30 protein-coding genes are annotated in these 26,199 nt (G+C 71.4%); 14 read left to right on the top strand and 16 right to left on the bottom strand.

All coding sequences use genetic code 11. From position 1 onward, the window contains the following. Positions 1–18 precede the first annotated feature (18 nt). Positions 19–621, bottom strand: a complete 603-nt coding sequence (locus tag AB0H56_RS20660; protein ID WP_357165521.1) for a YdcF family protein — start codon at positions 619–621, stop codon at positions 19–21. A 142-nt stretch (positions 622–763) separates the two neighbouring features. Between AB0H56_RS20660 and AB0H56_RS20655 the strand changes: the two genes are divergently transcribed. Next, a complete protein-coding gene (locus AB0H56_RS20655) occupies positions 764–1,768 on the top strand; it encodes a putative sulfate exporter family transporter (RefSeq protein ID WP_357165518.1) in 1,005 nt (334 codons plus the stop codon). A 43-nt stretch (positions 1,769–1,811) separates the two neighbouring features. Here AB0H56_RS20655 and AB0H56_RS20650 read toward each other — a convergent pair whose 3' ends face one another. Beyond that, the gene (locus AB0H56_RS20650; RefSeq protein ID WP_357166017.1) at positions 1,812–3,473 is read right to left on the bottom strand and encodes a 2-isopropylmalate synthase; all 1,662 of its coding nucleotides are present in this window, start codon (positions 3,471–3,473) and stop codon (positions 1,812–1,814) included. 264 nt (positions 3,474–3,737) lie between these two features. Here AB0H56_RS20650 and AB0H56_RS20645 point away from each other — a divergent pair, with 264 nt between their 5' ends. From AB0H56_RS20645 to AB0H56_RS20635, 3 genes are read left to right on the top strand one after another with little or no spacing between them, the layout of a single operon-like run. Beyond that, positions 3,738–4,409, top strand: coding sequence for an FCD domain-containing protein (locus AB0H56_RS20645; protein WP_357165515.1), 672 nt, complete (start codon positions 3,738–3,740; stop codon positions 4,407–4,409). Then, positions 4,406–5,188: an ATP-binding cassette domain-containing protein gene (locus AB0H56_RS20640; protein ID WP_357165512.1), complete on the top strand. Its 783-nt coding sequence runs from the start codon at positions 4,406–4,408 to the stop codon at positions 5,186–5,188. Before AB0H56_RS20645 ends, AB0H56_RS20640 begins: the two co-directional genes overlap by 4 nt. A gap of 54 nt (positions 5,189–5,242) precedes the next feature. Then, complete coding sequence (locus AB0H56_RS20635; protein ID WP_357165509.1) at positions 5,243–5,509, top strand: hypothetical protein; 267 nt, start codon at positions 5,243–5,245, stop codon at positions 5,507–5,509. Positions 5,510–5,524: 15 nt separating this feature from the next. Here AB0H56_RS20635 and AB0H56_RS20630 read toward each other — a convergent pair whose 3' ends face one another. Continuing rightward, complete coding sequence (locus AB0H56_RS20630; protein ID WP_357165506.1) at positions 5,525–6,010, bottom strand: hypothetical protein; 486 nt, start codon at positions 6,008–6,010, stop codon at positions 5,525–5,527. Positions 6,011–6,176: 166 nt separating this feature from the next. Between AB0H56_RS20630 and AB0H56_RS20625 the strand changes: the two genes are divergently transcribed. From AB0H56_RS20625 to AB0H56_RS20585, 9 genes are all read left to right on the top strand, one after another. Further along, a complete protein-coding gene (locus AB0H56_RS20625) occupies positions 6,177–6,851 on the top strand; it encodes a PaaI family thioesterase (RefSeq protein WP_357165503.1) in 675 nt (224 codons plus the stop codon). 188 nt (positions 6,852–7,039) lie between these two features. Further along, entirely contained in the window at positions 7,040–7,816 is a 777-nt protein-coding gene (locus AB0H56_RS20620; RefSeq protein ID WP_357165500.1) for a GntR family transcriptional regulator, read from the top strand. Continuing rightward, positions 7,817–8,044 carry a ferredoxin family protein gene (locus AB0H56_RS20615; RefSeq protein ID WP_019046727.1) on the top strand — a complete coding sequence of 76 codons (228 nt, stop codon included), beginning with the start codon at positions 7,817–7,819 and terminating at the stop codon, positions 8,042–8,044. It begins immediately after the preceding gene. 16 nt (positions 8,045–8,060) lie between these two features. Further along, the gene (locus AB0H56_RS20610) at positions 8,061–9,491 is read left to right on the top strand and encodes an ABC transporter substrate-binding protein (protein ID WP_357165497.1); all 1,431 of its coding nucleotides are present in this window, start codon (positions 8,061–8,063) and stop codon (positions 9,489–9,491) included. Next, entirely contained in the window at positions 9,488–10,405 is a 918-nt protein-coding gene (locus tag AB0H56_RS20605; RefSeq protein WP_357165495.1) for an ABC transporter permease, read from the top strand. Before AB0H56_RS20610 ends, AB0H56_RS20605 begins: the two co-directional genes overlap by 4 nt. Continuing rightward, a complete protein-coding gene (locus AB0H56_RS20600; protein WP_357165492.1) occupies positions 10,402–11,142 on the top strand; it encodes an ABC transporter ATP-binding protein in 741 nt (246 codons plus the stop codon). Before AB0H56_RS20605 ends, AB0H56_RS20600 begins: the two co-directional genes overlap by 4 nt. Beyond that, positions 11,139–13,853, top strand: a complete 2,715-nt coding sequence (locus tag AB0H56_RS20595; protein WP_357165489.1) for a fumarate reductase/succinate dehydrogenase flavoprotein subunit — start codon at positions 11,139–11,141, stop codon at positions 13,851–13,853. The genes AB0H56_RS20600 and AB0H56_RS20595 overlap by 4 nt, the downstream gene beginning before the upstream one ends. A 95-nt stretch (positions 13,854–13,948) precedes the next feature. Then, entirely contained in the window at positions 13,949–14,338 is a 390-nt protein-coding gene (locus tag AB0H56_RS20590; RefSeq protein ID WP_357165486.1) for a VOC family protein, read from the top strand. A 43-nt stretch (positions 14,339–14,381) separates the two neighbouring features. Next, the gene (locus tag AB0H56_RS20585; protein ID WP_357165483.1) at positions 14,382–15,617 is read left to right on the top strand and encodes a serine hydrolase; all 1,236 of its coding nucleotides are present in this window, start codon (positions 14,382–14,384) and stop codon (positions 15,615–15,617) included. Here AB0H56_RS20585 and AB0H56_RS20580 read toward each other — a convergent pair. The 6 genes from AB0H56_RS20580 to AB0H56_RS20555 form a co-directional block, all read right to left on the bottom strand. Beyond that, positions 15,610–16,113 (bottom strand): nucleoside deaminase, encoded by a 504-nt coding sequence (locus AB0H56_RS20580; RefSeq protein ID WP_357165480.1) that lies wholly within the window; start codon positions 16,111–16,113, stop codon positions 15,610–15,612. The genes AB0H56_RS20585 and AB0H56_RS20580 overlap by 8 nt on opposite strands. 8 nt (positions 16,114–16,121) lie before the next feature. Next, a complete protein-coding gene (gene cynS / locus AB0H56_RS20575; protein ID WP_357165477.1) occupies positions 16,122–16,592 on the bottom strand; it encodes a cyanase in 471 nt (156 codons plus the stop codon). A 25-nt stretch (positions 16,593–16,617) separates the two neighbouring features. Next, the gene (locus AB0H56_RS20570; RefSeq protein WP_357165474.1) at positions 16,618–17,208 is read right to left on the bottom strand and encodes a carbonic anhydrase; all 591 of its coding nucleotides are present in this window, start codon (positions 17,206–17,208) and stop codon (positions 16,618–16,620) included. Between the two features lie 112 nt (positions 17,209–17,320). After that, positions 17,321–18,211, bottom strand: coding sequence for a transcriptional regulator CynR (cynR, locus tag AB0H56_RS20565; RefSeq protein ID WP_357165471.1), 891 nt, complete (start codon positions 18,209–18,211; stop codon positions 17,321–17,323). A 52-nt stretch (positions 18,212–18,263) separates the two neighbouring features. Further along, positions 18,264–18,851, bottom strand: coding sequence for an NAD-dependent epimerase/dehydratase family protein (locus tag AB0H56_RS20560; protein WP_357165468.1), 588 nt, complete (start codon positions 18,849–18,851; stop codon positions 18,264–18,266). A 41-nt stretch (positions 18,852–18,892) separates the two neighbouring features. Continuing rightward, the gene (locus AB0H56_RS20555; RefSeq protein WP_110038598.1) at positions 18,893–19,174 is read right to left on the bottom strand and encodes a hypothetical protein; all 282 of its coding nucleotides are present in this window, start codon (positions 19,172–19,174) and stop codon (positions 18,893–18,895) included. A 283-nt stretch (positions 19,175–19,457) separates the two neighbouring features. Here AB0H56_RS20555 and AB0H56_RS20550 point away from each other — a divergent pair, with 283 nt between their 5' ends. After that, positions 19,458–19,604, top strand: coding sequence for a hypothetical protein (locus AB0H56_RS20550; RefSeq protein ID WP_357165465.1), 147 nt, complete (start codon positions 19,458–19,460; stop codon positions 19,602–19,604). A 61-nt stretch (positions 19,605–19,665) separates the two neighbouring features. On the opposite strand, the gene AB0H56_RS20545 is transcribed toward AB0H56_RS20550, so the two are convergent. From AB0H56_RS20545 to AB0H56_RS20515, 7 genes are read right to left on the bottom strand one after another with little or no spacing between them, the layout of a single operon-like run. Further along, entirely contained in the window at positions 19,666–20,610 is a 945-nt protein-coding gene (locus AB0H56_RS20545; protein ID WP_357165462.1) for an ABC transporter substrate-binding protein, read from the bottom strand. Next, positions 20,607–21,326 (bottom strand): class II aldolase/adducin family protein, encoded by a 720-nt coding sequence (locus tag AB0H56_RS20540; protein WP_357165459.1) that lies wholly within the window; start codon positions 21,324–21,326, stop codon positions 20,607–20,609. Before AB0H56_RS20540 ends, AB0H56_RS20545 begins: the two co-directional genes overlap by 4 nt. A gap of 16 nt (positions 21,327–21,342) precedes the next feature. Continuing rightward, entirely contained in the window at positions 21,343–22,512 is a 1,170-nt protein-coding gene (locus tag AB0H56_RS20535) for an LLM class flavin-dependent oxidoreductase (protein ID WP_357165456.1), read from the bottom strand. Continuing rightward, positions 22,509–23,603: an LLM class flavin-dependent oxidoreductase gene (locus AB0H56_RS20530; RefSeq protein WP_357165453.1), complete on the bottom strand. Its 1,095-nt coding sequence runs from the start codon at positions 23,601–23,603 to the stop codon at positions 22,509–22,511. Before AB0H56_RS20530 ends, AB0H56_RS20535 begins: the two co-directional genes overlap by 4 nt. Beyond that, positions 23,600–24,625, bottom strand: coding sequence for an ABC transporter substrate-binding protein (locus AB0H56_RS20525; RefSeq protein ID WP_357165451.1), 1,026 nt, complete (start codon positions 24,623–24,625; stop codon positions 23,600–23,602). Before AB0H56_RS20525 ends, AB0H56_RS20530 begins: the two co-directional genes overlap by 4 nt. Further along, positions 24,622–25,386, bottom strand: coding sequence for an ATP-binding cassette domain-containing protein (locus AB0H56_RS20520; RefSeq protein ID WP_357165448.1), 765 nt, complete (start codon positions 25,384–25,386; stop codon positions 24,622–24,624). The genes AB0H56_RS20525 and AB0H56_RS20520 overlap by 4 nt, the downstream gene beginning before the upstream one ends. After that, the gene (locus tag AB0H56_RS20515; protein WP_357165445.1) at positions 25,383–26,198 is read right to left on the bottom strand and encodes an ABC transporter permease; all 816 of its coding nucleotides are present in this window, start codon (positions 26,196–26,198) and stop codon (positions 25,383–25,385) included. Before AB0H56_RS20515 ends, AB0H56_RS20520 begins: the two co-directional genes overlap by 4 nt. Position 26,199: the final 1 nt, after the last annotated feature.

Raw genomic sequence — 26,199 nt, 5'->3', positions numbered from 1 at the left:
CGGGGAACGGACCCGCCGTCAGGCACCCTCGGCGCCGCGATCCCGCACCCGCCCCCGCAGGGCCTTGGCCACGCCGTAGAGCGCGATGACCGGTTTCAGCGGCAGCCACTCCCCGAAGCGGTACTCGCGTCCCGGCACGAGCCGCGCGGCGAGTTCCGGGGCCTGTTCGGCGAGGTAGGCGCGGGCGGTGGCGGCGTGGGTGGGCAGCGAGACGATCTTGATCCGGTCCACGTCCTTCAGGAACGGGATCGCGAAAGCGATGTTCTCCCAGGTGGATCGGCTGGCGTCCTCACGGACGAGTTCGCCGCGATACCCGCGCTCGCGCGTCGCGTAGTCGGCCATGAGCGTGGCTTCGGGGATCGGTCCGGCGACGGCTCCGCCGCTCAGGACGAGGCGGGTCCGCGGCGCGGCGGGGTCGATGGAGCGCAGTCCGGCCCGCACCCGCCAGCGGTTCATCGCATTGGCCGTCGGGCCGGGATTCCGGTAGCCGAGGACGACGACGGCCTCGGACCCGCCTGCCTCCGGCCCCACGCCCCGGCGCGAGGCCCGCCAGTTCGCCCACTCACCCCACAGCATCGAACCGATACCGGCGGCGATGGTCAGCCGGGTTCGTTTCCGCACATCTCCAGCAAACCACAGCTCCATCGATGCGGCAGTGGACGTGGCTGCTCCCGGGGATCCAGCGACACCCATAAGCCTCATTTATGGGAACCTCGGAAAACGGCGCCTACCTCGGCATCCTCGATCCCGCGAGGGTGGAGTGGTGCATCGCGTACAGACCCTCGCCCCCGGATTGACCCTCGCCGCCCTCGTCGCCACCGTCGCCACGCCGCTCGGCACGGCCCTGCCGATGGTCGGCACGCCGGTGCTGGCGCTGGGCCTCGGGGCCGTGGCGGGCGCGGTGCTGCGCCGCGACCGGGCCGTGGAGGAGCGTTTCGCCCCAGGTCTGGATGTGGCCCGGCAGCGACTGCTCGGGCTGGCGATCGTGCTGCTCGGCCTCGGTCTGCCGCTGGGCTCGGTCCTGGGCGTGGGCCGCGAGACCGGGGTGGTGCTGGTCGGGACGCTGATCGTCGGCGCGGTGGCGGCCTTCGTCGTCGGCCGGATGCTGGCGGTCGACCGGGAGTCGGCGACGCTGGTGGCCGTCGGGACGACGATCTGTGGCGCGTCGGCGATCGCGGCGGCCACCGCGGTGCTGCGGCCGGACAAGCAGCGGGTGGCCTACGCGCTGGGCACCATCTTCGTCTTCAATGTGGCGGCGGTCCTGGTGTATCCGCCGCTCGGGCGGGCACTGGGCATGTCGCAGGAGGCGTTCGGGCTGTGGGCGGGGACCGCGATCAACGACACCTCCTCGGTGCTGGCGGCGGGCGTCGTCTACGGCGCGGGCGCGGCGCAGTTCGCGGTGATCGTGAAGATGGTCCGCAGCCTGGCGATCATCCCGCTGTGCCTTGGACTGCACGTGGGGCGACGCCGACTCACAGAGCCAGGCGACCCGACCGGTTCACTGTGGCAAGCCTTTCCGCTGTTCGTCGTGCTGTTCGTGGCGGCATCGATCGTCGCCGGGCTCGGCCTGGTGCCGAGCGCGCTCACCACACCGCTCGCCACGCTCAGCGGCTGGCTCATCGCCACCGTGCTCGCCGCGATCGGCATGTCGCTGAGCGTCGAACGGCTCCGCACCGCGGGCCCGCGCCCACTGCTCCTCGGTGGCGCGCTCGGGCTGATCCTCGGCGCCACGAGCCTGGGCCTGATGGTCCTCACCGGCTGGTGCTGACGCGGTGGGGGCGATGCCGTGGCACCGCCCCCACCGCGGGCCGCTACTCGACGGCGTTCACCGCGTTCATGACCGCGTCGAGCGAGGCCGCCAGGATCGAGCCGCTACGGCCGAACGCCCAGCCCGTGCGGCCGCCCACCCGGTATTCCAGATAGCTCACCGCCGCGCTGCCCGATCCCTGCTCGACCGAATGCTGGGTCAGACCCAGGACATCGACCGGATGACCGGCCTCGGCCAGCGCGGTGACCAGCGCGTCGACCGGACCGACGGCGTGATGCGCGGACCACAGGGCGCGCCCGTCGATCGTGAGCACGATCTCGGTGACCTCCTCACCGATCTGCCACCGCGTCAACAGGATCCGCGGTTCCGCGACGGTGTAGGCCTGCTCGAACAGCGTGAACAGTTCCTTCGCGGTGATCTCGGCGCCGGTGTCGTCGGTGTGCCGCTGCACACGGCGCGCCAGGTCGATCTGCAGACGGCGCGGCAGATCCAGCCCGTATTCCGTCTGCAGCAGATACGCGATCCCGCCCTTGCCCGACTGCGAGTTCACCCGGATCACGGCATCGTAGGAGCGTCCGAGATCGGCCGGATCGATCGGCAGATACGGCACCTGCCACTCCAGTTCGCGCTCGGACCGCCCGGTCTCGGCGGCCAGGGCGCGATGGCGTGCCATGCCTTTGCGGATCGCATCCTGATGGGTGCCCGAGAAGGCGGTGTGCACGAGATCGCCCACGTAGGGGTGCCTTTCGTGCACGGGGAGCCGGGTGCAGTGTTCGACCGTGCGGCGGATCTCGTCGATGTCGGAGAAGTCGATCATCGGGTCGACGCCCTGCGCGTGCAGATTCAGGGCCAGCGTGGCGATGTCGACATTGCCCGTGCGTTCGCCGTTGCCGAACACACAGCCCTCCACCCGCTGCGCACCGGCCAGCACCGCCAGTTCGGCGCAGGCGATGCCGGTCCCCCGGTCGTTGTGCGGGTGCACCGACAGGATCACCCCGTCGCGGCGGGCCAGGTTGCGGTGCATGTACTCGATCTGGTCGGCGTAGACGTTCGGCGTCGCGACCTCCACCGTCGCGGGCAGATTCAGCGTCACGGGACGTTGTAGGCAGGCCTGCCACACCGTCGTGACAGCGTCACAGATCTCGAGCGCGAAGTCGGGTTCGGTGAGGTTGAAGACCTCCGGCGAGAACTGGAAGCGCACATTCGGCAGGTCCGCGGCCGCGGCGAGGACATCGCGCGCGCTGTCGACGATCAGGGCCCGCAGCCGCGCGCGGTCCTTGCCGAGGACCACCTCGCGCCAGACCGGCGCCGTCGCGGTGTAGAGGTGGATCACGACCTCGTTCGCGATGCCGCGCACCGATTCCACGGTCCGCTCGATGAGGTCGCGGCGGGCGGGGGTGAACACGACGACGGTGACGTCCGGCGGCGCGATGGGCTCGCGCGCCAGCAGCCGGACGAAGTCGAAATCGGTCTGCGAGGCGGACGGATAGCCCACCTCGATCTCCTTGTAGCCCATGGCGACCAGCAGTTCGAAGAACCGCCGTTTGCGCGCGGGGTCCATCGGTTCGGCCAGTGCCTGGTTGCCGTCGCGCAGGTCGACGGGCACCCACAGCGGGGCGGCGGTGATCCGCGCGTTCGGCCACTCACGCTCTCCGGCGGGCACCGCCACGCGTCGGTGGATGTCGCGGTAACGGTGCGACGGCATCGCCGAGTGGCGCTGCCGGTTCCAGGCGGGCGCGGCGGCGGGAACGGCGCCCGCGGGGGTGCTGAGGGTGGGGAAGGTGTTCATGACGGTCTCTGCTTCCTGGCCACGGTCGGCCACACGGCAACGGCGACCGGCCACGACAGAGCCCCACGGCGGGGCGGCCGGTCGGTCAGGCCCCGCCGTGGCGGCCGAGGAGCAGCGCGGTGTGCGTCATGATGGGTACACTTCTACCACAACTCCTCAGACAAGTAGAGAGGTGACCCGGTGGTCGCGCAGGTACGCCGTCAACCCTTGGCCGCCCAGGCGGCCGAGCTCCTGCTCACCCGGATCCGCGCCGGTGAGTGGCCGCTGGGCCATCGGCTGCCGGGCGAGACGCTGCTCGCCGCGCAGCTGGGCGTCGGCCGGTCGACGCTGCGCGAGGCGATCCGCGAACTGGCGGGCAAGGGTGTGCTCGACAGCAGACAGGGCGCGGGGGTGTTCGTGACCGCGCTCGATGTCACCGACGACTGGGACGTGGTGCTGCGCGGGGCGACCGTCGTCGCGGTGATCGAGGCGCGCATCGCGATCGAGGCCGAGGCCGCGGCCCTGGCGGCCCAGCGCCGCACCCCCGCCGACCTGCGCGCGATCCGGCGCACCCTCGCCGGCCGTCTCACCGAGGGCCAGACCGTGGCCGAGCATGTCGATGCCGACATGGCCTTCCACCGCGCGGTCGTCCTCGCCGCGCACAACGCGGTGCTGACCCAGCTCTTCGACAGCTTCCTGCCGCGGCTGCGGCTGGCCATGATCGACATGCTCGCCCTGCGCCCGGTCCCCTCCGAGGCCGCCGACCACGCCGCGCACGAACACCTGGCCCAGGCCATCGCCGACCGGAACCCCACGGCGGCAGCGGATTTCAGCCGCACCCACCTGTCCACCCTGAAGGAGGCCTTCGCATGAGCGGCGACCCGGTGATCGAACTCGGCGAGGTGAGCTTCCGGCGCGAGGGCAAGAAGATCATCGACGGCATCTCACTGACCGTCCGGGCCGGTGAGCACTGGGCGCTGCTCGGCCCCAACGGCGCGGGCAAGAGCACGCTGCTCGGTTTCTGTGGCGCGGTCACCTTCCCGACCACGGGCACGGTGCGGGTGCTCGGCGAACAGTTCGGGCGGGTGGAGCTGGCGCGGCTGCGCCGCTCGATCGGCCACGTGAATCCCCGCCACCCGCTGCGCTCGCCGCTCACCGTGCGCGAGGTCGTCCTCACCGGGATCACCGGCACCATCGACACCCCGCTGCGCTGGTCCCCCACCGCCGACGACCTCGCCCGCGCCGAGGCCACCATCGACACCCTCGGCCTCGGCGGCAAGGCCGGCGAGATCTGGCCGACCCTGTCCCAGGGCGAGCGGGGCCGGGCGCTCATCGCCCGCGCGCTGGTGAGCGATCCGCGGGTGCTCCTGCTGGACGAGCCGGCCACCGGGCTCGACCTGGCCGCCCGCGAGCAACTGCTCACCACGATCGACACCCTCGACCGCACCCACCCCGACGTCGCGTCGGTCCTGGTCACCCACCATCTCGAGGAGCTGCCTAGCAGCACCACCCACGCCCTGCTGATCGCCGGTGGCCGCACCGTCGCCGCTGGTCCGGCGGCCGAGGTGATCACCACAGGCCACATCTCCGTCGCCTTCGACCACCCGATCGATGTGCGCTACGACGGCCGCTGGAGCGCCAGGGCCCGTTGACGCCCGGCGTAGGATCGCGGGCACATCGCATGTCGGCGCGGACAGGAGGATGTCATGAGGATCGTTCACCGGATCGTCGCCACCGCGGGTGCCGCCGCGGCCCTCGCGCTCACGGGGACGGGTGTCGCGGCAGCCCAGGACCCCGAGCCGGAGCCGCCCAAGTCTCCGCTGGTCCGCTACATCGAGTCGTGGCCGCCCGCCCCGTCCTGGTGCAACGCCACCTGGGACCCCGTCGAGGACGCCATCGAGGATTCCGTCCCGCCCGCGTGGGAACCGGAATTCGACGCCTTCGACGACTGGTGCGAGGGCCCGAGCGACTAGGGCACCGCCGAGCGGTCAGCCCAGGTCGTCGCCGAGGTCGAGGTCGGCACCGAGGAGTTCGTCGGCGCGGGCCAGCGCGCGGTCGAGTTCGTCGGTGACGGAGTCCATGACCGACATGCCGTCGAGCATGTCGGACAGTTCGGCGCGCAGGGCGTCGAGTTCGGCGATCGCGGGGTCGACCGTGGTCCAGGCGACGGTGTCGCACCACCAGTCGTCACGCTGGATCCAGGACCAGACGATGTCGCGGACCAGCAGCGCGTCGTCGGTGAACAGCCGGCGGTGCTCGGCGGCACCGGTGTGCTCGAGCTCGTAAATGCCGTCGTCGAGATAGCGGGCCTGGATGCGCTCGGTGTCGGCGCGGGTCAACAGCAGAAACGGGTGCTCGGGCGCCGGATCGGTCGCGGCGATCCCCGGGTCGGCCGGATCCACGGCCCGTGGCGCGCCGGAACCGTCACCGAGGTGGACCACGACCTCCGGCGCTTCGTCACGTCGATCACCCATCGGGCCAGTGTGCCGGATCCGGACCGGCCCCACCAACGACAACGCGGAATCGCCGCGGTCGCACGCTGTCCCGCCGCTCGGCGCCGAGCGGTTCACCGGCGGCTGAGGGCCGTGCACTGGGACACCCGGCGCGAACATCCAGCTCGGCAGCGATAACGTGTTGCATATGGACGATACACACCTCGGCGCGTCGCTGCCGGACGCAGAACACCACGAAGGCGGATTCCGGCCGGTCACCGAGTTGATCCAGCAGCGCAGGGCCGCGATGCAGGACAAGACGATCGGTGGCCCGCACTACGGGGAGCTGATCGAGCAGGTGCGAACCCTGATGGACAAGGCCCGCCTGATCAACCCGTCCGACGAACTGGCCAAGGACGTGATCGCCACCCTCGAGCAGCTCAACGCGCGCCTGGACGAGGCGGTCGTGGACGAGTGGTCGGCCCCCAGCTGGACGCGCACCGACCTGCCCTCGCGCGGCAACATCACGCTGCCGCCGTACACCGTCGACAGCGCCGACATCGACGGTGTGACCGCCAAGCTGACGTTCCGCACCTTCCACCTGGGCGGCAACAGTGCCGCGCACGGTGGCCAGATCGGGCTCGCCTTCGACGACATCCTCGGCATGACCGCCGCGGTGCACACCAAGGCCGTCACCCGGACCGCCTCGCTCACCGTCGACTACCGCTCGATCACTCCGCTCAACCGCGAGCTGACCGTCCGGGCCTGGGTCGAGCGCGTCGACGGCCGCAAGGTGTATCTGCGCGCCACGATGCACGACGGCGAGCGGCTCTGCGCCGAGGCCAACGGCCTGTTCATCCTCCTCAAGCCCGGCCAGCCCTGAGCCCCGGCGACATTGCGATCGGCGTGATCGCAATGTCGCCCGGCCACGCCGGGGTGGCGCAATAGCGGCTCGGCGCGCGATCACCGCAGGTCCCGGCCACCCCCCACCCGGCGCAGAAACATCCCCTGAATTCCGGGGTGTTCGCGGCCGGAATCCGGCCACCGAAACGGCCGCTATCGTCGCTGTTCATGCAGGTCAGCGAGACAACCGCCACCGCGGAACCCACCCAGCTCCGTGGCCACCGCGCCGATCGGGCGCGCCGGGTGGCCGACATCCTGCGCCACCAGATCCTGGCGGGCGCCGTCCAGGGCACGTTGCCCGGCGAGCAGGAACTGGCCGCCGAACACGACACCTCACGCAACACCGTGCGCGAAGCGCTGGCCCTGCTGCGCGACGAGGGGCTCATCGACCGCGCGCCCAAGGTCGGCACCCGCGTCGCCGCCCGCAAGTTCGACCACGGTCTGGACACGCTGCGCGGCCTGCAGGAGACGCTCACCGAGCACGGCACCGTCCGCAACGAGGTCCGCGCCGCCACCCACATCACCGCTCCCCCCGCGGTGGCGCGCAGGCTCGGTCTGGCGCCCGGGGAACGGGTCGTCTACATCGAGCGGCTGCGGTTCCTCGCCGAGCTGCCGCTGAGCCTGGATCTCACCTATCTGGCCCCCGACGTCGGCGCCGCGGTGCTGGCGCACGATCTCGCGACGACCGACGTGTTCGTCCTGCTCGAGCAGGTCACCGGGCAGTCGCTCGGCGCGGCCGACCTCGCCCTGGAGGCGGTCGCGGCCGACCCGCACACCGCCACCACCCTCGACACCCCGCCCGGCGCTCCCCTGCTGATGCTCGAGCGCCTGACCCACCTCGACGACGGCAGGCCCGTCGACCTCGAGTACATCCGCATGCGCGGTGACCGCATCACGATGCGCGGCAGCCTCACCCGCGGCGCCCCCGAATGGAAGGTCCTCTAGATGGCTCTGGTCCCCCAGCGCGCCGACGTCCCGGTGACGATCGACGAATCGCTGTGCATCACCGGCTGCACCCTGTGCGTCGACATGTGTCCCCTCGATTCCCTTGCCATCCATGAGGATTCGGGCAAGGCCTACATGCACGTCGACGAGTGCTGGTACTGCGGGCCCTGCGCGGCCCGCTGTCCTACCGGCGCCGTCACCGTCAACATGCCCTATCTGCTCCGTTGATCCCGGGAATCCACGCATGAAGTTCACCCGTCTCGCCCCCGTCCTGCTCGCCGTCGCGCTCGCCGCGGCGGGCTGCTCGCTCGACACCACCGATGCCGCGCCCGCGGGCACCGTCAAGGTCGTCATCGGCTACCAGTCCAAGACCATCAACACCGTCACCGCGGGCACACTGCTGCGCGCGCAGGGATATCTGGAGCAGCGGCTCCAGCGCATCACCGACGCCGGCGGCGCGAAGTACCAGGTGGAGTGGCAGGACTACGACACCGGCGCCCCCATCACCGCCCAGATGGTGGCCGAGAAGATCGATATCGGCTCGATGGGCGACTACCCGTTGCTCATCAACGGCTCCCGCACCCAGGCCAACGACCGCGCGCGCACCGAGCTGGTGTCGATCACCGGCTACAACCCCAAGGGCGCGCTGAACATGGTGGTGGTGCCGAAGGATTCGCCCGCGCGCTCGCTCACCGAGCTGGCCGGGCAGAAGATCTCGGCGAGTGTCGGCTCGGCGGGCCACGGCACCCTCGTGCAGGCGCTGACCCGCGCCGGGATCGATCCGGCCAAGGGCGTGGAGGTGCTCAACCAGCAGCCGCAGGTGGGCGCCACCGCCCTGGAATCGCATCAGGTGAGCGCGCTGTCGCAGTTCGTGGCGTGGCCGGGCCTGCTGGTGCAGCAGGACAAGGCCAAGCTCCTCTACGACGGCGCCGAGCTGAACGTGCCGACCTTCCACGGTGTCGTCGCGCGCCGCGCCTACGCGGCCGAACATCCCGAGGTGCTGCAGGCGTTTCTGGCGGCCCAGCTGGACGCGACCGCCTTCCTCAACGAGAAGCCGTTCGAGGCGGCCGATCTCGTCGCGAAGGGCTCGGGGCTGCCCGCCGAGGTCGTCTACCTCTACAACGGGCCTGGCGGCACCAGTTTCGACACCACGCTCAAGCCGGAACTGATCGCGGCGTTCAAAGACGATGTCACGTATCTGAAGTCGATCGGCGACTTCGCCGACCTCGACATCGACGCGTTCGTCCAGGACGGTCCGCTGCGGCAGGCCTTCACCGAGACGGGCCGCGGCGGGTACGACACCGAGCTCGCCTCGCTGGTCAACCCGAGCAAGGTGACCGGCACCGACCCGATCTGCGCTGTGCCGGTTCAGGATCCGGCTCTGGCGGGCGAGATCTGGATCGAGGGCGCCGACCGGCCACAGCCCGCCGCGAATCCCGCCTGCCTGCTGCGCGGCGTGCAGGCCGCGCAGGCGCAGGGCAAGAAGATCAGGGCCGTCTATCTGCCCGACGCCGAGCTGGGCACCCGCTGGTTCGCCGACAAGGCGATCTGGCTGCGCGAGGACGCCCGGTACCTGCCGTTCACCACGCAGGCCGCCGCCGACCGCTACCGGGCCGCCCATCCCGCCGCAGCGCCGGTCACCTACGCGCAGGCCGTCGCGGAAGTCCGCGGATGAGCGGGCTCTCCGAGGCGCCCGCGCCGGTCCGCGCCGACGGTCCGGTCGACCGGACCGGACCGTCGTCCACCGACACCGGTTCCGGCGCCGGCGCCGCCGCGACAACGCCACCCGCCGAGGTCGTCGCGAAGGCCGACCGTGCTCCCTGGCGGTCCAGGATCCTCCGCGTCACGTCGGTGGCGCTGGCCATCGCCCTGTGGCAACTGCTCACTGCCAACGACGTGCGGGCGGTGCTGCGCTTCGACACGCTGCCGACGGTCACCGAGATCATCGCCGAGTTCGGCGAGCACCTCGGCACCGGTCAGTACTACGTCGACGTGGCGCAATCGCTGATCCGCATCGTCACCGGCTTCGGGCTGGCCGCCGCGGTGGGCGTGCTGGCCGGCATCGGGCTGGGCCGCTCGCGCGTGCTGGCCGACGTGTTCGGCCCGCTGGCCGAGCTGGTCCGCCCGATCCCGGCGATCGCGCTGGTGCCCGTGGCGATCCTGCTCTTCCCCAGCGACGAATCCGGCATCGTGTTCATCACGTTCACCGCCTCGCTGTTCCCCGTGCTGGTGAGCACCCGGCACGCCACCAGGGCGCTGCCGACCATCTGGGAGGACGCCATCCGCACCCTGGGCGCCTCGCGCCGGGAGGTCCTGACCAGGGTGGTGCTGCCCGGCATCCTGCCCGGTGTGTTCAGCGGTCTGTCGGTGGGCATGGGCGTGGCCTGGATCTGCCTGATCTCGGCGGAGATGATCTCCGGCAGGCTCGGCATCGGCTACCGCACCTGGCAGTCCTACACCATCGTCGACTATCCGGCCGTGTTCGTCGGGATGATCACCATCGGCGTGCTCGGCTTCCTCACCTCCGGCATCGTCGAACTGGCAGGCCGCCGGGTGACCCGCTGGCTGCCGAGAGAGGTCGCGTCATGACCACCACCACCACGTCCGCCGTCTCGGTGGGCATGCGGCTCAGCCTGGACTCCGTCCGCGTCGGCTACGGCGCCAAGACCGTCGTGCGTGACCTCGACCTCGAGATCGCGCCGGGCGAGATCCTGGTCCTGGTCGGCAAGTCCGGCTGCGGCAAGTCGACCCTGCTGCGCGCCATCGCCGGTCTGCGCCTGCCCAGCGGCGGCGTGATCCGCGCCGACGGCGACCCGGTCACCGCGCCGTCCGCGGATCGGGCGCTGGTCTTCCAGGACGACGCGCTGCTGCCGTGGCGGACCGCGCGCGCCAATGTCGAACTGGCCCTGCGCCTTCGCGGTGTCGCCCGCGCCGACCGCGCGGAGCGGGCCCGGCGCTGGCTCGACGAGGTCGGGCTCACCGGCTACGCCGACTATCTGCCGCGCGATCTCTCCGGCGGCATGCGGCAACGCGTGCAGCTGGCCCGCAGCCTGGCCGGGTCGCCCCGCGCGGTGCTCATGGACGAACCGTTCGGGGCGCTCGACAGCCAGACCCGCGCGGAGATGCAGCGCCTGCTCGTCGACACCTGGCGCGCGCATCCCACCACGATCGTTTTCGTCACCCACGACCTCGACGAGGCGCTGCTGCTCGGCGACCGGATCGCCGTACTCGGCGACGGCACGCTGCGCACCCTCGTCGAGGTGCCCGAGCCGCGCGAACCGGTCGACCGGAGCGCCACCCGGGCCCGAATCCTGGAGGCACTGTGAACATCCCCGACCTGTCCGATCCGGTGCGCCTCGACTGCGACGTGCTGGTGATCGGCGGCGGCACCGCGGGCACCATGGCCGCGCTCACCGCCGCCGAGTCCGGCGCGAACGTGCTGCTGCTGGAGAAGGCGCACGTGCGCCACTCCGGCGCGCTCGCGATGGGGATGGACGGAGTCAACAACGCCGTCATCCCCGGCAAGGCCGAACCGGCCGACTACGTCGCCGAGATCACCCGCGCCAACGACGGCATCGTGGATCAGCGGACCGTGTACCAGACGGCGACACGGGGTTTCGCCATGGTGCAGCGGCTGGAGCGCTACGGCGTGAAATTCGAGAAGGACGAGTACGGCGAGTACGCGGTGCGCCGGGTCCACCGCTCCGGCTCGTACGTGCTGCCCATGCCCGAGGGCAAGGACGTCAAGAAGGCGCTGTATCGCGTGCTGCGACAGCGGAAGATGCGGGAGCGGATCCGCATCGAGAACCGGCTCATGCCGGTGCGGGTGCTCACCGAGGCCGGTCGCGCCGTCGGCGCCGCGGCGCTGAACACCCGCACGGGTGAGTTCGTGGCGGTGGGCGCGAAGGCGGTGATCCTGGCGACCGGGCCGTGTGGCCGCCTGGGTTTGCCCGCCTCGGGCTATCTGTACGGCACCTACGAGAACCCGACGAATGCGGGTGACGGGTACGCCATGGCCTACCACGCCGGCGCTGAGCTCTCCGGAATCGAGTGCTTCCAGATCAATCCGCTCATCAAGGACTACAACGGCCCCGCCTGCGCCTACGTCGCCAACCCGTTCGGCGGGTACCAGGTCAACGCCGAGGGCGAACGCTTCGTCGATTCCGACTACTGGTCGGGGCAGATGATGGCCGAGGTGAAGCAGGAGATCGAATCCGCCCGCGGCCCCATCTATCTCAAGGTCTCGCACCTGCCGGACGAGACGCTGTCGACCCTCGAATCGATCCTGCACACCACCGAGCGCCCGACCCGCGGCACCTTCCACGCCAACCGCGGCCACGACTACCGCACCCACGACATCGAGATGCACATCTCCGAGATCGGTTTGTGCGGTGGACATTCCGCGTCCGGAGTGTGGGTCGACGACAACGCGCGGACCACCGTCCCCGGCCTGTACGCCGCGGGCGACCTGGCGTGCGTGCCGCACAACTACATGATCGGCGCGTTCGTCTACGGCGACCTCGCCGGCGCGCACGCCGCGTCCACCCTGACCGAGGTCGAGGCACCCGAGGCGCTCCCCGCCGATCAGCTCGCCGAGGCGCACGAGCTGATCTACCGGCCGCTGCGTCAGCCGGAGGGTCCGCCGCAGCCCCAGGTGGAGTACAAGCTGCGCCGGTTCGTGAACGACTATGTGGCACCGCCCAAGACCGCCGCCAAGCTCTCGATCGCGGTCGAGACCTTCGAGCGGATGCGGGAGGAGGTCGCGGGGATCGGGGCGCACACGCCGCACGAGCTGATGCGGGCGGCGGAGGTGTCGTTCATCCGCGACTGCGCGGAGATGGCGGCGCGCAGTTCGCTGACGCGCACCGAATCCCGGTGGGGCCTCTACCACGATCGGGCCGACCTGCCCGACCGCGACGACGCCGCGTGGAACTTCCACCTCAACCTGCGCAAGACCGCGGACGGGTCGATGGAGTTCGTGAAGCGTTCGGTCGCACCGTATCTGGTGCCGGTGCCCGGCCTCGACGACGTCCCCTCGGCCGAGCCGATCGTCGAGGTGATCGCGCAGCCGGAACTCGTGGCCACCCGCGCGCCCCAGCGTGCGGCCACGGTGCGCGCCGAACCCGCGCCCGCCTCGCCGGGATCGCCGCGCGTGGTGACGCTGCTGTCGCTGGATTCGCCCACCGTCGAGGACCTGGCGAGCTATCTGCGCGATCCCGACCCCGTGGTGCGGGTGGCGGCGCTGTCGGTGCTCACCGAGAACACCCCCGACGGATTCGCCGACGAGCTGGTCCTGGCACTCGCCGACCAGGCGGCCTCGGTGCGCCGGGCCGCCGCCGAGAGTCTGCGCGAGCTGATCGAGGTGCTGCCCGGCGCGGGCGGGCTGGCCGGGGAGCTACGATCCCCCGATCCGCTGGTCCGGGCGACCGTGGTGGACCTGCTGCGGGCGCTGCGGGCCGGCACCGCGACGGAATATCGTGCGGCACTGGCCGATTCCGATCATCGGGTGCGGATCGAGGCGGTGCGGGCGCTGGTGTCGCTCGACGACGCCGCGGCCGTGGCCACGCTCGCGGGCGATGTCAATCGCGAGGTGCGCGTCGCCGTCGCGCACGGGCTGTCCGCGATCGGCGCAGGCGGCACCGAGGTCGTCCGTGTGCTCGCCACCGATCCCGATCCGCTGGTCCGGGCCGCCGCGGCCGCGGCCTACGCGACGCTCGGCGCGGCCGAGACCGACCTCCCGCTGCTGGTCGCGGCGCTGCGCGACCCGGCCTGGCAGGTCCGGGTCGGCGCGGCGCGCGGCCTGGCCGGGGCGGCGGCCGACGACGCGGTCACGCCGCTGACGGAGGCGCTGGCCGATCGCCACCTCGACGTGCGCAAGGCTGCGGTGCTGGCGCTGTCGACCTGGCCGGGCGATGCGGCCGCGGTCGACGCGCTCGCCTCGGCGGTCACCGATCCCGATGCCGACGTGCGGGCCTACGCCCGCCGTGGGGTGGCCGCCGCGGACCGCTCCCCCACCCTGGTCGAGGTCGACGGCTGACCGCGGGGCGCCGCCACGAAAATCCGGCGGACAGGGCGGCGCCCCACGGCTAGCCTCGATGCGAGGTGCACCACGACAGGACGGGGACTCTCGAGATGACCAGCAAGTTCACCGAGCTCGCGATCGACTGCGCCGACCCACGGGGCCTGGCCCGGTTCTGGTGCGCGGTCCTGGGTTACGAGGTGCAGGACGTCGACGGCGACGAGTACGTCTCCATCGGCTCACCGCTCGTCCCCGAGGGCAAGAAGCGACCCGGCCCGGTGCCGCCGACCCTGTCCTTCATCCGGGTGCCCGAAGGCAAGACCGTCAAGAACCGGCTCCACATCGACGTCAATCCCACCGACGTCGACCAGGACGCCGAGGTCGAGCGGCTGCTCGGGCTCGGCGCCCGCCGCGCCGACATCGGCCAGGGCGAACAGACGTGGGTCGTGCTCGCCGACCCCGAGGGCAACGAGTTCTGCGTCCTGCGTGGCCAGTTCCCCTGATCGGGACCCGAGAGGCCGCCCCCGGCCTCGGTAGGGTGGCTGGATGGGTGCTTCTCCTGGCAGGCTGGTCCCGGTGTCCGACGACCTCGACGCGGTGACGACCCGCGGCGAGGAGGACGACTCGTCCTCGCCCGCGGCCGAGGCGCTGTGGGCCTCGGTGCGGGACTGGTACACGATGGGAACCACCCCGGCGATCCAGGTGTGCCTGCGGCGCCACGGGAAGGTCGTGCTGAACCGGGCGATCGGGCACGGATGGGGCAACGCGCCGACCGACCCGGCCGACGCGGACAAGGTGCTCGTGACACCGCAGACCCCGTTCTGCGGGTTCTCCACCGCCAAGGGCGTCGCCGCCACGGTGATGACCATGCTCGCCGAACAGGGCGCCTTAGCCCTGGACGATCCTGTCTGCCGCTACATTCCGGAGTTCGCGGCACACGGCAAGGACCGGATCACCCTCGGTGACGTGCTGTCGCATTCGGCGGGCATCCCCTTCATCACCGCGCCGCACTCCGGCACGGCCGCGGTCATGGACGAGGAACTCGCCGTCACCGTGCTGGCCGAGCTGGTCCCGAGCTGGCCGCCGGGCCGCTTCCGCGTCTACCACGCCTTGACCAGCGGACTGATCCAGCGGCTGCTCGTCCAGCGGGCCACCGGCAAACGGATGCGCGAGCACGTGGCCGAACAGGTCCTCGAACCGCTCGGGTTCCGGTGGACGAACTTCGGCGTCGACCCCGCCGACGTCGACAAGGTGGTGCCCAGCGTCAAGACCGGCCCGCCGCCCTCCCGGCTGGCGGGCTTGCTGGCACGCAAGGCGCTGGGCGGCCGGATGGACAACGCGTCCAAGGCCGACAACGACGCCTTCCTCACCGCGGAACTGCCGTCCGGGAATCTCGTCACCACCGCGGCGGAGCTGTCCCGGTTCTACGAGATCCTCACGCGCGGTGGCGAACTCGACGGCGTGCGCATCCTGCGGCCGGACAGCCTGCGCGCGGCGATCCGCCCCGCCGATCGGATGCCGGGCGCGGCGGGGCGGGTGAGCCGGGCGGGATTCGAGCTCGGCGGCAGGCGCTCGAAGTTCGGGCGCCACACCGAGTTCCATTTCGGCCGCAGCGGATTGACCACCCAGTACGGCTGGGCCGATCCCGCGCGCGGCCTCTCGGGCGCCGTCCTCACCAGCGGCAAGGCCACCACGGACACCACACGTCCCACGCAGCTGGTGGCCCAGGCCTCGGCGCTGTTCCCCCGGCTCGATCCCGTGCCGGGCTGGCTGCTCAGTTAGCGCCGGTCGGCGCGCCGGCGACCCGGCGTTCGCCGCCGTTGCGTTCCCGCCAGAACCGGTATACCTCGACCGCGTCCGCGCGCGGTGCGTGCCGCATCGGCAGGCGGCGTTCCTCCCACGGCGTGGCGATCTCGTCGTAGAAGGTGTTGAGCTCGAAGTACTTCCGGTCGTCGACGTAGTGCGGTTCGTAGGCGTCCCTGGTGGTGAGGAACACGACCTCGTCGGGCGAACAGTAGTACAGCGCCCCCAGGCACATGGGGCACGGCAGCGCGAGGATGTAGATCGTGGCGCCGATCAGATGCTCGGTGCCCAGTGTTGTGCACGCCGCGCGGATGGCGAGGATCTCCGCGTGCGCGGTGGGATCGCTGGTCTGCGCGACCAGATTCGGGCTCTCGGCCAGGATCTCGCCGTCCTTGACGATGACGGTCGCGAACGGGCGACCGCCCTCGGCGACATTGCGGCGGGCGAGCTCGATGGTGTGCTGTGCGAAGTCCATGTCACTCCTCAGAACGGCTTGGTGGGCAGGTACTTTCCGTCGAGGGTGATCACGGCGCGTTCGCCGCCCTCGGGGTCGGCGACCTTGCGGACGTCGAGCCGGAAGTTGATGGCGCTGATGATGCCGTCGCCGAACTGCTCGTGGACCAGCGCCTTGAGCGTCGTGCCGTAGACCTGCAGCATCTCGTGGAAGCGGTAGATGGTCGGATCGGTCGGGACGCCACCGGGAATCGAGCCGCGGGTGGGAATCGTCTGCAGCAGAGCCGCGGCGTCGGCGTCGAGGCCGAGCAGGTCGGCGACGGCCACGGCGGACCGCTCGGGCAGCGCGTGCTGGCCGAGGACCGCGGCGGTGACGAAGGCGACCGAGAGGCCGGCCGCGTCGGCGATCTCCTGCCAGGTCAGGTCCTTGGCGGTCTTCGCCGCCACGGCGGCGACCGCCAGGGCCTGACGGGCGGAGGGATCGAACTGTGCGTGCACCATGTGCGTTTCCTTTCTTCGGAGTGGATCAGGCCGCGGTCTCGGAACCGCTGTGCCCGACGAGGTCGACCTCGCCCGAGGCGATGTCGAACACCCAGCCCTCGGCGTGCAGGGTCCCGGCGGCGAGGCCGCGGGCCACGGCGGGATGGGTGGCCAGATTCGACAGCTGCGCGGCGACATTGGCGCGGACCAGCCGTGGCACCCGGTCGGTCGCGGCGCCGACCAGCGCGGCGGCGGCATCGGTGTGCCGCAGCCACTGCGCGATCGTGGGCATCGCGGTGAGGTCGTGGTGTTCGGCCACCGCGGTCATCGCGCCGCAGCCGGAGTGACCACAGACCACGATCCGGGTGACGCCGAGCACCGCGACCGCGTATTCGATGCTGGCCGCGACGCCGTCACCGCCGGGGCTGTAGGCGGGCACGAGATTGCCCGCGGTACGGATCACGAACAATTCCCCCGGCTCGCTGCTCGTGATCAGCTCCGGGACGACCCTGGCGTCGGAGCAGCCGATGAACAGGGTGTGGGGCGAGTGGGTGGTCGCCAGATCGGCGAACAACGCCGCCTTGCCGGGAAACACGTCGTGCTGGAACCGCGTGACGCCCTGGGCCAGATCGGACATGGAACGCTCCCCTCGGTGGTGGTCGGACTCGGTGTGTGTGCCCGATTTCCACCCTGCCCGCCAGGAGTTATAGCGTCAAATATCCAGTTTCAACCATTTTCATTGCTGGTGTCTATAGCTGGAAATGCCCCGCTTCGCGCCGGACGATCGCGGTGAAGGCCCGGGCCGCCGCGGAGTGGTAGGCCGTGTCGCGCCGCAGCAGCTCCACGGTCCGGCTCGGCAACCCCGGATCGAGGGCGACCGGCCGCAGGTCGGGGTGCGCGTGGGCGATCGCGTCGGGCAGGACGGTGGCGAGTGTGCCGCGACGGGTGAACGCGACGAGCGCGGTGATCGTGTTCGCCTCGATCGCCGTCCGCGGCGCGACGCCGGACGCGACGAGATGGTCGTCGATGTGGTTGCGGGTGGCGAAGTCCCGGCTCAGCAGCGCCAGCGGCTGGACGGCCAGCTCCTGGATCGGAACCGGGCCCGGCCGGCTCGCCAGCGGGTGCGCCGACCCCACCACCAGGCTCAGGTTCTCGGTGAACAGCGCGTCGGCGCCGATCCCGGCCGCGTGGCCGCCACTGAACGCGATGCCGAGGTCGAGCGCGTCGGCCAGCAGGTCCTCCTCGATCCGATCCTGGGTGGCCTCGGTGACCGCGACCGTGACCTCCGGAAACGCGCGATGGAACTCGTGCATCAACGGACCGATGAGATAGGCGGTGATCGTCGGGGTGGTCGCCACCCGCAGATGTCCCCGGCTCAGGTCCTGGACGTCGTGTACGGCTCGCTCGCCCGCCTCGAGGTCGCGCAGCGCGTCGCGGGCGTGCCGCGCGTACGCCGCGCCGGCGTCGGTGAGCCGGACGGTGCGCCCCGACCGGTCGAGCAACTGGACCCCGAGCAGCCGTTCGAGCTGCTTGATCTGCTGCGACAGCGTCGGCTGCGAGATGTGCAGCGCCTCGGCCGCGCGCGTGAAATTGCCGTGGTCGGCGACGGCGAGCAGATACCGGACATGACGCAGCTCCATCCCGCCATGATAGGTGCCGACTATCGAATGGCGGCCTGCCCCGCGGTCTCGGCTATTCCACGGGTTCGACGACGACCACGGTCCCCGAGGGCGCCTCGAGCAGGTCCACCGTGCGCGCCGCGGCCGAATCGACATGGATGCGTGGATGTTCCGGCGGCGTGGTCTCGTAATAGGTGCCGGGACCGTAGAACTGGCCGTAGCGCAGCACCACGCCGCCCGCCTCGAGCACCGCGGACTCGTGTGCCGCGATCACGGCGCCGCGGCCCGCGGGCGGCTCCCACGCGATGCTCTGCGCGAGAAAGCGTGTCGCGCCCGCGGCCGCCGCGGCGGCGAGCAGATTCGCGGTGCCCTCGCTGCGGATGCGCGCGTTCGCCTCGGCGGAGGTGGCGAGCATGGCCACGTCGTCGGGCAGGTCGGTGAGCTGGTGCATCACCAGCTCCGGCGCGAAGTCGACGACCGCCGCGGTGAGCCCGGCCGTGTCGTAGACGTCGAGCACGACCGGTCGCACACCCGCGGCCCGCAGGGCGGCCGACTTGTTCGCGGAGCGGGTCAGGCCCGCCACCTCGTGCCCGGCCTCGACCAGCAAGGGCACCAACCGTGTTCCGATGACGCCCGTGGCGCCGGCGAGGAAGATACGCACACTTCGACCCTAGTCCGGGACGGGCGCCACGGGACCGCGGGTCAGGCCCCGATCACGGCGTTCATGATCGTGCCCGCACTGGTCGCCACGGCACCGCCCGCCATGGCGCTGGCGATCATCTTCGGCGACTGCAGTCCGCCGCCGCTCCACTTCTCCCAGGCGAAGCGGCCGCCGCCATAGGTGATGGCGGTGACGCCGGACAGCAGGATCATCCAGGTGAAGTACCGGCCCAACTGCAGGATCTTGTCCGCCATCGGCGGGGCCTCCGGCGTGGGGTTGCCGACCTGGGCGAGAACGGCACTGTCCAGCACAGCCAGGATCATGCTCACGATCGTTGCTCCTTCGTCGGATGTTCATCATGGTGAAGCCGATGTCGAGAACTCGTGACGCGGTAGAACCCCAGATCTATTGAACATTCAACCTCAGGCCGCTTCGATGACGCGGACGACACTCCGGCGAAACCATGACCGCCGTCACAGCCGTCGCGCCGTGCTCCCCTCGCGCCGTGGCCCTACCATCGATAGCGCGGGGCATGCCCACCAACGGCGCGACGAGGCGCTGACCACCACCTTCATCGCTCATCTACCGTACCGCGAGGAGGACAGCATGGCTTTGCTGATTCCGTTGATCGTCGCGATTCTGCTGGTGACCGCAGCCGTGGTCGTGGCGTCCTACGCCACCGTTTCCCTGACCTATTGGTTCGAGTCTCGCCGTATCAGTCCGGACCGAAACGACCCCCAACCCGCACGCTGATCCACCCCCGCAGCACGATGCCCCGGTACCGACGCGGTACCGGGGCATCGTCGCGTACGGCTCAGGCCGGGGTGCCCGCCGGTTCCGCGAGGAACTCGCCGATCCACGGCAGGACCGCCGAACGCACGTCGATCGCGCGGGGCAGCAGGCCGTTGGCGACCAGCAGGTCGGCGGCGCGCTGCTGCTCGTCGAGGAAGTCCGCGCTCACCGGGTGCACGCCGAACGGGCGTCCGCGCAGCGCGGCCTCCCAGGCGTCCAGGTCGGCGGGCACGCCGCGCGAGCGCGCGTCGTCGACGAAGTACTGCGCGGCGGAACGCGGATGCGCGGTGATCCAGGCATCCGACGCGCGCAGTGCCGTCAGCACCGCTTCGACGGCACCGCGATCGCTCTCGGCCAGGTCGCGGCGGGTGAACCACAGCGACGGATGGCTGAACACCGAGGCGGTGTCGACCAGGGTCGTGAGCGCGGTGGCGGCTTCCACCTCGCCCAGGCCGGGGTAGGTGCCGACCCAGGCGTCGAGCTCACCGGCCAGCAGGGCCGTCCCGCCGCCGCGCACGTCGACGTCGACCGGCTCGATGTCGGCCCAGGTCAGGCCGACCCGGTCGAGGGCGAACAGCAACAGCGTGGTCTGCCACGAGCCGTGCGCGATGCCGACCCGCTTGCCCTTCAGGTCCGCCGCGGAGGTGATGCCGCTGTTCGCGGTCGCGACGAGTCGCCCGTTCTCCACCCGCGGGCCCGAGATGCCGAGGTAGACGATGTCGCGCTGATTCGCCAGCGCGGTCAGCGGCGGGGTGAAGCCGGTGCCGATGACGTCGTAGCCGCCCTCGGTGAACAGCCAGTCCGAATGTTCGCCGGGCAGACCGCTTTTCGGATCCACGCGGGCGGCCTGCGGCAGCGCGCGCAGGTCCACCCATTCGACGTCGGGCAGCAGCTGTTCGAGCACGCCGCGGTGCCGCAGGACGAACAGCGAGTTGTTGTGGGGGAAGTAGCCGACCCGCAGGCTCATCGCGCGTCTCCGATCAGGCCGAGCCGGCGGGCCTCGTCGGCCAGACCGCTGCGGCTCCACTGCACCGCGAGGTTGGACGGATCGAATTCGACCGAGCCGCCCAGGCTTTCGGCGATGGCCTGGTACTGCGCGCCCTCCTCGAGCAGGACCACGAACTTCGCCAGTTCCAGCAGCCCCGCGCGCCCGATCACGTTGGCGCCGCCGTTGGCCTCGAAGATCGCGACCAGGTGCGGGTCGTGTTCGAGCCGGTCGAGAATGAACTCGCCCGCGCCGATCGTGCGGTCGATGTGCGGCGGGATCTCGCGGGACAGGGTGAGCCGCTGGGAGGCGGCGTAGCGGATCGGCAGGGTGCGGTGCGTCTGCGCCCAGCCACCCAGCCACGGGGTGTGGATGTGCACGACGGAGGTGATCTCCGGATGCGCGCGGAAGACCTTCGCGTAGCCGGTGACGAAACCGGCGGATCCGGTGCCGGACAGCACATCTCCGTCGAAGGTGGCGACGACGGGCGCGACGCGCTGGTCGGCGGCCCACGGCCCCGGCGCGTTGAGGGCCACGGCGATCTCCTCGCCCGGCACCCGCTCGACGAAGTTGACGGTGCCGTTGCCGGTGACGGTGCCGGTGTCACGGAAGACACGGAACGCGGTCTCGGCATCGCGGGTCACCGCGTCGACGAAGGCCGTGACGGCTTCCGGCACGCGGGTTTCGGTGGTGGTCATCGGTGGGTCTCCTGCGTTATCGGGCCGTCGCGAGGACGGTCTCGGTGGACGGGGTGGTGAGCCGGGAGCGGCCGAGCAGGGGCAGGACTTCCTCGCCGACGCGATACGCCTCCTCCAGGTGCGGATTGCCCGCGAGGATGAACGCGTCGACGCCCAGCTCGATCAGTTCGTCGAGCCGTTGGGCCACCTGCTCGTAGCTGCCGACGAGGCCGAAGGCGGGGCCGCCGCGGATGAGGCTGAAGCCGCACCAGACATTGGGCTGGACCTCGAGATCGCGGTAGCCGGTGATGGTTTCGGGTACCCAGCCCGCGATGCGCGCGGCACCGACGGAGTCGCCCTGCGCGGCGCGATCGGCCGCCGCGCGGTCGACGAAGGCCCAGCCCTTCTCGACCTCAGCCCAGGCCGCTTCCTCGGTGTGCCGGGCGACGATGTCGATGCGGACGGCGAACTTCGGTGTGCGCCCGAGCTTGTCGGCGTCGACGCGGACGCGGTCGAACTTGGCGCGCAGGTCGGCGAAGGGCTCGAGCCAGGACAGGTAGTAGTCGGCATGGCGGCCCGCGGCGGCCACGGCGGCGCCGGAGGACCCCGAGAAGTAGACCTCGGGGAACGGCTGACCGGCCAGGCCCGGCGGCAGCGCGGCGCCCTCGGTGTGGAAGAAGCGGCCGTCGTGGTCGAACGGCTCGCCGTCCCACACGCCGCGCAGCACGTCGAGGAATTCACTGGTGCGCGCGTAGCGATCGTCGTGGGAAACCTTGTCGCCCCACCACAACTGGGCGGGACCACCGCCGCCGCTGATGATGTTGTAGACGAGCCTGCCGCCGGTGGCCCGTTGCAGACCGGCCGACATCCTGGCCGCCTGCACCGGGTGCAGGAAGCCGGGCTGGAAGGCGACCATGAAGCGGTAGGTGGTGGTCTCGGCGGCCAGCGCGGCGGACACCGCCCACGGGTCGTCGGTCACCGGGAACGAGGGCAGCAGCCCACCGAGGAAGCCCGCCGATTCCGAGGCCTTGGCGACCGCGGCCATGTGGTCGAGGTAGCTGTATTCGTCCAGTTCCCCACCGCGAACGGCCGGGGCGATGTTGCCCGGCCCGTAACCGCCCGCATTGCCCCGGTTGTAGCGGCGCGGCGTGCGCAGGGAGGCGTGATCACCCTCCATGCCGATGCGCCAGTAGACATCGATGCTCATGCGGTGGCCTCCTGCGCGCGGGTGCGGCCCGCGGGGTCGACGCGGAACAGCAGATGCTCGCCCGCGCGGTGGATCTCCTCGATGTTCGGATGCCCGGCGAGCACGAAGGTCCGCACACCCGCGAGCTCGTAGACCGAGAGCTGCCGGGCGACCTGTTCGTAGCTGCCGACCAGGCCGATGGGCCGGTCGTAGCCGAGCGCGTCGAAGCCGGCCCAGCGCCCGTCACCGAGCGCGTGCTCGGCCGCCGAGCCGGGCCTGCCCGTCTCCGCCCACTGCCGGTGCACCCTGGCCCAGGCCTCGTCCTCGGTCTCCCTGGCGATGATCGGCAGTTCCAGCGCGACCCCCACCGTGCGGCCCGCGGCGGCGGCCCGCTCACCCAGTTCCGCGACGGCACCGGCGATTCCGTCGCGTTCTTCGCCGAACACGTGGACGTCGCCGTGTGCGGCCGACAGCGCGAGGGCCGCGGCCGAGGTGCCACTCAGCTGGACGGTCGGGAACGGCAGTCCGGACAGGATGCCGCGGAAACCGCCGTCGACGACGTCGTAGTACCGGCCCGTGTACTCGAACCCGGTGCCCGCGAAGCCTGCCGCGCCGACCTCGGTCTCGTTCCACACGCCCCGGGCGACGGTGAGGAATTCCGCGGCGCGCCGGTAGCGTTCGTCACCCTCGACCCGGTCGCCGCGGGCTCGGGCCTCCGCCGCCTCCGTCTCCACCGCGAGCTGCCACCGCAACCGTGCCCGCGAATGTCGTTGCAGGGTGGCCGACATCTTCGCCGCGTACACCGGAGTGCCGAAGGCGGGCTGGAATTCGACGGTGACGTGCGAATAGCGGGTGGCCCGCAGGGCGGCGCCCGCGACGATCCAGGATTCCTCGCCGAGGGGGTCGTAGGGGGCGAGGACGCCGTCGAAGCCGGTGAGTTCCGCGGCGTCGACGATCTGAGCCAGGTCGTCGAAGGGACCGAAGCGGCCGGGACGCACGTCGGTGGCCACCGTGTGCGGTGGCGGTGGACCGAAACCGCCGCGGCCGCGCAGCGCGGGCCGGGCGCGGCGACCGTCGCCGCGGCTCGGCAGTTTCCAGACGAACTCGCTCATGCGGGCACCCGCTCGGCGGCGACGAGTTCGCGCGCCCGCGCCAACGGCTCGGGGGCGACCCAGGATTCGAGGTCGAAGTCGGCGGCCAGGAAGCCGTGGGTGTAGAGGAACTGCTTCTGCACGCCGAGCAGTTCCACCCGGTCGTCGGCGAGCGAGGGGTGCAGGCCGCGGTGGAACTCGGTGCCGTAGGCCGCGGCGACCCCCTCGGGACCGGACAGCGTTTCACGCTGCAGGACCGCGCGGACCCCGTCGAGGTCGCCTGCCGCCCAGTCGGCGGCGCGCAGGCTCTGGGCGAGGAACCCGATCACGACCTCGGGCCGGGACTCGAGCAGGTCCGCGTGCACCGTGATCGGGCGCGGGGTGCCGTTGTTGACCCGCAGGCGCCGGGTCGCCGAGGCGTCCAGGTCGACCGCGACGCGCAGCCCGTTCGCTGTCGCCACCTCCGCCGCGCGGGCGCCCTTGACATAGACGGCGTCGACCTCGCCCGCGAGCAACTCCTCGACACCCCACGTGGTCGACCGGCGCGAGGACTGGATCTCGGTGCGCACCTGGGGATCCCGCTCGACATCGAGCTCGACGATCCGTACGTCGGCCAGCGTCAGCCCCGCCGGGCGCAAGGCGTTGGCGAAGCCGTGCAGGGCCATCGCCCGCGGAAAGCTGCGCGCCTGATCCTGGGCCCACCCCGGAACGCCCACCCGCAGCCCGGCCAGACCGGCGGCATCGGTGACGGGCGAGTCCGGGCCGACCAGGATGGCCTGTGCCTCGTCGATCCAGGTGAGACCGACCAGCCGGGTCGGCGAGCCCTGGGCCCGTGCGGCCAGCGCGGGCACATTGCCGCCCTCGCGGATCAGGCCGGGCAGGTCGTGCAGGAAGTGGTGGCCCGCCAGTTCGGGGCCCGCGTCCTGCAGGACGCCGAACTCCAGGCCCGCCTCCGCCGCGGTCGCGCCGAGCCAGCCGAGACTGTGCGCGAGGCCGCTCGCGGTCGGCACCGGGCAGCGGGTGTACCACAGGGTTTCGGTCATGACGTGCTCCTTGGTTCTGGTCCGACGCCGAGATGGGCGAGGAATCGCGTGCGGTAGCCGAGGGTTTCGGCCGCGGCGTGGTCGCGCGGGTGCGGCAGGTCGATCACGTCGTCGACGGCGAAGCGGCCGTGGTCGAGGATGATCACCCGATCGGCGAGCCGGATCGCCTCGTCGACGTCGTGGGTGACCATCAGCACCGCGGGCCGGTGCCGGGCGACGAGATCGCCCACCAGGTCCTGCATCCGCAGCCGCGTCAGCGCGTCCAGCGCGGCGAACGGCTCGTCGAGCAGCAGCAGCTCGGGTTCCCGCACCAGTGCCCTGGCCAGGGCGGCGCGCTGGGCCTCGCCGCCGGACAGGGTGGCGGGCCACTGCCCGGCCTTGCCGTCGAGGTGTACCTCGCGCAGGGCGCGCAGCCCGGCCTCGCGCTGAGTCCTGGTGCGGCGCAGTCCCACGAGCACATTGGCCAGCACCCGCTTGGACGGAATGAGCCGGGGCTCCTGATAGACGGTGGTGCGCCGGGGCGGCACCAGCACCTCACCGGCGTCGGGTGTCTCGAGGCCGGTGAGCAGTCGCAACAGGGTGGTCTTCCCGGTACCGCTCGGACCGAGCAGCACCACGAACTCACCGCGCCGGATGGTCAGGTCGACGCCGTCGAGGACGGTCTTGGTCCCGAAGGCCTTGCGCAGTCCCGTGATCGAGACCGCGACCGGCTCCCGGTGGCCGGCGGCCGGATCGATGGGGGCGGCTGTCGTCGTCGTCATCGGATCGCCACCTGTGCGCGCCAGGGCATCGCGTAGCGTTCCGCGAGCCGTACGAGTGCGTCGAACACCAGACCGAGCAGCGCGTAGAGCACCACGCACAGCACCATGTAGTCGGTGCGGTTGTATTCCTGGGCCAGCGTCACCAGATAGCCGACGCCCTGCTGGGTGCCCACCTGCTCGGCCGCGATGAGCCCGGTGATGCTGATCGAGAGGCACACGCGCAGCGCCATCAGGATGCCGGGCAGCGCGGCGGGCACGATCACCTCGACGACGAGCCGGGTGCCGGTGAGACCGAAACCGCGGGCGGCCTCGACCATCTTGCGGTCGACGTTGCGGACACCGAGGTAGGTGTAGGCGTACATGGGCGCGGTGGTCGCCACGGCGATCAGCAGCACCTTGTAGAGCTCGTCGATGCCGAACCAGGAGATGAACAGCGGCACCAGCGCGAGGAAGGGCACGGCCCGCACGATCTGCATCGTCGAGTCGACCAGTTCCTCGCCCAGGCTCGACAGGCCCGACAGCAGGCCGAACACCAGGCCGACGCCGACGCCGAGGGCGACGCCCGCCGCGGCCCGGCCGAACGAGGCCAGCGCGAAATCGAGCAGCTGACCGCTCTCGGCCAGTTCCAGCAGGGCCGACCACACCGCGGCGGGACCGGCGAGCACGCGCGGGGAGAGGGCGCCGGTCGCCGAGCCCACCCACCAGGCCAGCACGAGCGCAGCGGGCAGGGCGGCCCGCAGGCCGAGGGAGAGCCATCGCGGCCGTCGCCCCGGCACCCTGGCCCGCGGCGCCGCGAGTTCGAGCGTGGTCATG

Source organism: Nocardia sp. NPDC050717 (genome assembly GCF_040654275.1).
Classification (GTDB): Bacteria; Actinomycetota; Actinomycetes; order Mycobacteriales; family Mycobacteriaceae; genus Nocardia.
The sequence above is the reverse complement of the archived record's forward strand: the minus strand, read 5'-3'. Positions and strand labels throughout refer to the sequence as shown.

Coding starts and splice junctions, on each gene's coding strand:
- AB0H56_RS20585 (WP_357165483.1), top strand. CDS start 14,382: ATGGGTGCTTCTCCTGGCAGGCTGGTCCCGGTGTCCGACGACCTCGAC.
- AB0H56_RS20610 (WP_357165497.1), top strand. CDS start 8,061: ATGAAGTTCACCCGTCTCGCCCCCGTCCTGCTCGCCGTCGCGCTCGCC.
- cynR (WP_357165471.1), bottom strand. CDS start 18,211: ATGGAGCTGCGTCATGTCCGGTATCTGCTCGCCGTCGCCGACCACGGC.
- AB0H56_RS20515 (WP_357165445.1), bottom strand. CDS start 26,198: ATGACCACGCTCGAACTCGCGGCGCCGCGGGCCAGGGTGCCGGGGCGA.
- AB0H56_RS20630 (WP_357165506.1), bottom strand. CDS start 6,010: ATGGGTGATCGACGTGACGAAGCGCCGGAGGTCGTGGTCCACCTCGGT.
- AB0H56_RS20550 (WP_357165465.1), top strand. CDS start 19,458: ATGGCTTTGCTGATTCCGTTGATCGTCGCGATTCTGCTGGTGACCGCA.
- AB0H56_RS20570 (WP_357165474.1), bottom strand. CDS start 17,208: ATGTCCGATCTGGCCCAGGGCGTCACGCGGTTCCAGCACGACGTGTTT.
- AB0H56_RS20635 (WP_357165509.1), top strand. CDS start 5,243: ATGAGGATCGTTCACCGGATCGTCGCCACCGCGGGTGCCGCCGCGGCC.
- AB0H56_RS20580 (WP_357165480.1), bottom strand. CDS start 16,113: ATGGACTTCGCACAGCACACCATCGAGCTCGCCCGCCGCAATGTCGCC.
- cynS (WP_357165477.1), bottom strand. CDS start 16,592: ATGGTGCACGCACAGTTCGATCCCTCCGCCCGTCAGGCCCTGGCGGTC.
- AB0H56_RS20600 (WP_357165492.1), top strand. CDS start 10,402: ATGACCACCACCACCACGTCCGCCGTCTCGGTGGGCATGCGGCTCAGC.
- AB0H56_RS20520 (WP_357165448.1), bottom strand. CDS start 25,386: ATGACGACGACGACAGCCGCCCCCATCGATCCGGCCGCCGGCCACCGG.
- AB0H56_RS20545 (WP_357165462.1), bottom strand. CDS start 20,610: ATGAGCCTGCGGGTCGGCTACTTCCCCCACAACAACTCGCTGTTCGTC.
- AB0H56_RS20625 (WP_357165503.1), top strand. CDS start 6,177: ATGGACGATACACACCTCGGCGCGTCGCTGCCGGACGCAGAACACCAC.
- AB0H56_RS20640 (WP_357165512.1), top strand. CDS start 4,406: ATGAGCGGCGACCCGGTGATCGAACTCGGCGAGGTGAGCTTCCGGCGC.
- AB0H56_RS20590 (WP_357165486.1), top strand. CDS start 13,949: ATGACCAGCAAGTTCACCGAGCTCGCGATCGACTGCGCCGACCCACGG.
- AB0H56_RS20530 (WP_357165453.1), bottom strand. CDS start 23,603: ATGAGCGAGTTCGTCTGGAAACTGCCGAGCCGCGGCGACGGTCGCCGC.
- AB0H56_RS20555 (WP_110038598.1), bottom strand. CDS start 19,174: ATGATCCTGGCTGTGCTGGACAGTGCCGTTCTCGCCCAGGTCGGCAAC.
- AB0H56_RS20615 (WP_019046727.1), top strand. CDS start 7,817: ATGGCTCTGGTCCCCCAGCGCGCCGACGTCCCGGTGACGATCGACGAA.
- AB0H56_RS20525 (WP_357165451.1), bottom strand. CDS start 24,625: ATGACCGAAACCCTGTGGTACACCCGCTGCCCGGTGCCGACCGCGAGC.
- AB0H56_RS20650 (WP_357166017.1), bottom strand. CDS start 3,473: ATGCCGTCGCACCGTTACCGCGACATCCACCGACGCGTGGCGGTGCCC.
- AB0H56_RS20620 (WP_357165500.1), top strand. CDS start 7,040: ATGCAGGTCAGCGAGACAACCGCCACCGCGGAACCCACCCAGCTCCGT.
- AB0H56_RS20605 (WP_357165495.1), top strand. CDS start 9,488: ATGAGCGGGCTCTCCGAGGCGCCCGCGCCGGTCCGCGCCGACGGTCCG.
- AB0H56_RS20540 (WP_357165459.1), bottom strand. CDS start 21,326: ATGACCACCACCGAAACCCGCGTGCCGGAAGCCGTCACGGCCTTCGTC.
- AB0H56_RS20535 (WP_357165456.1), bottom strand. CDS start 22,512: ATGAGCATCGATGTCTACTGGCGCATCGGCATGGAGGGTGATCACGCC.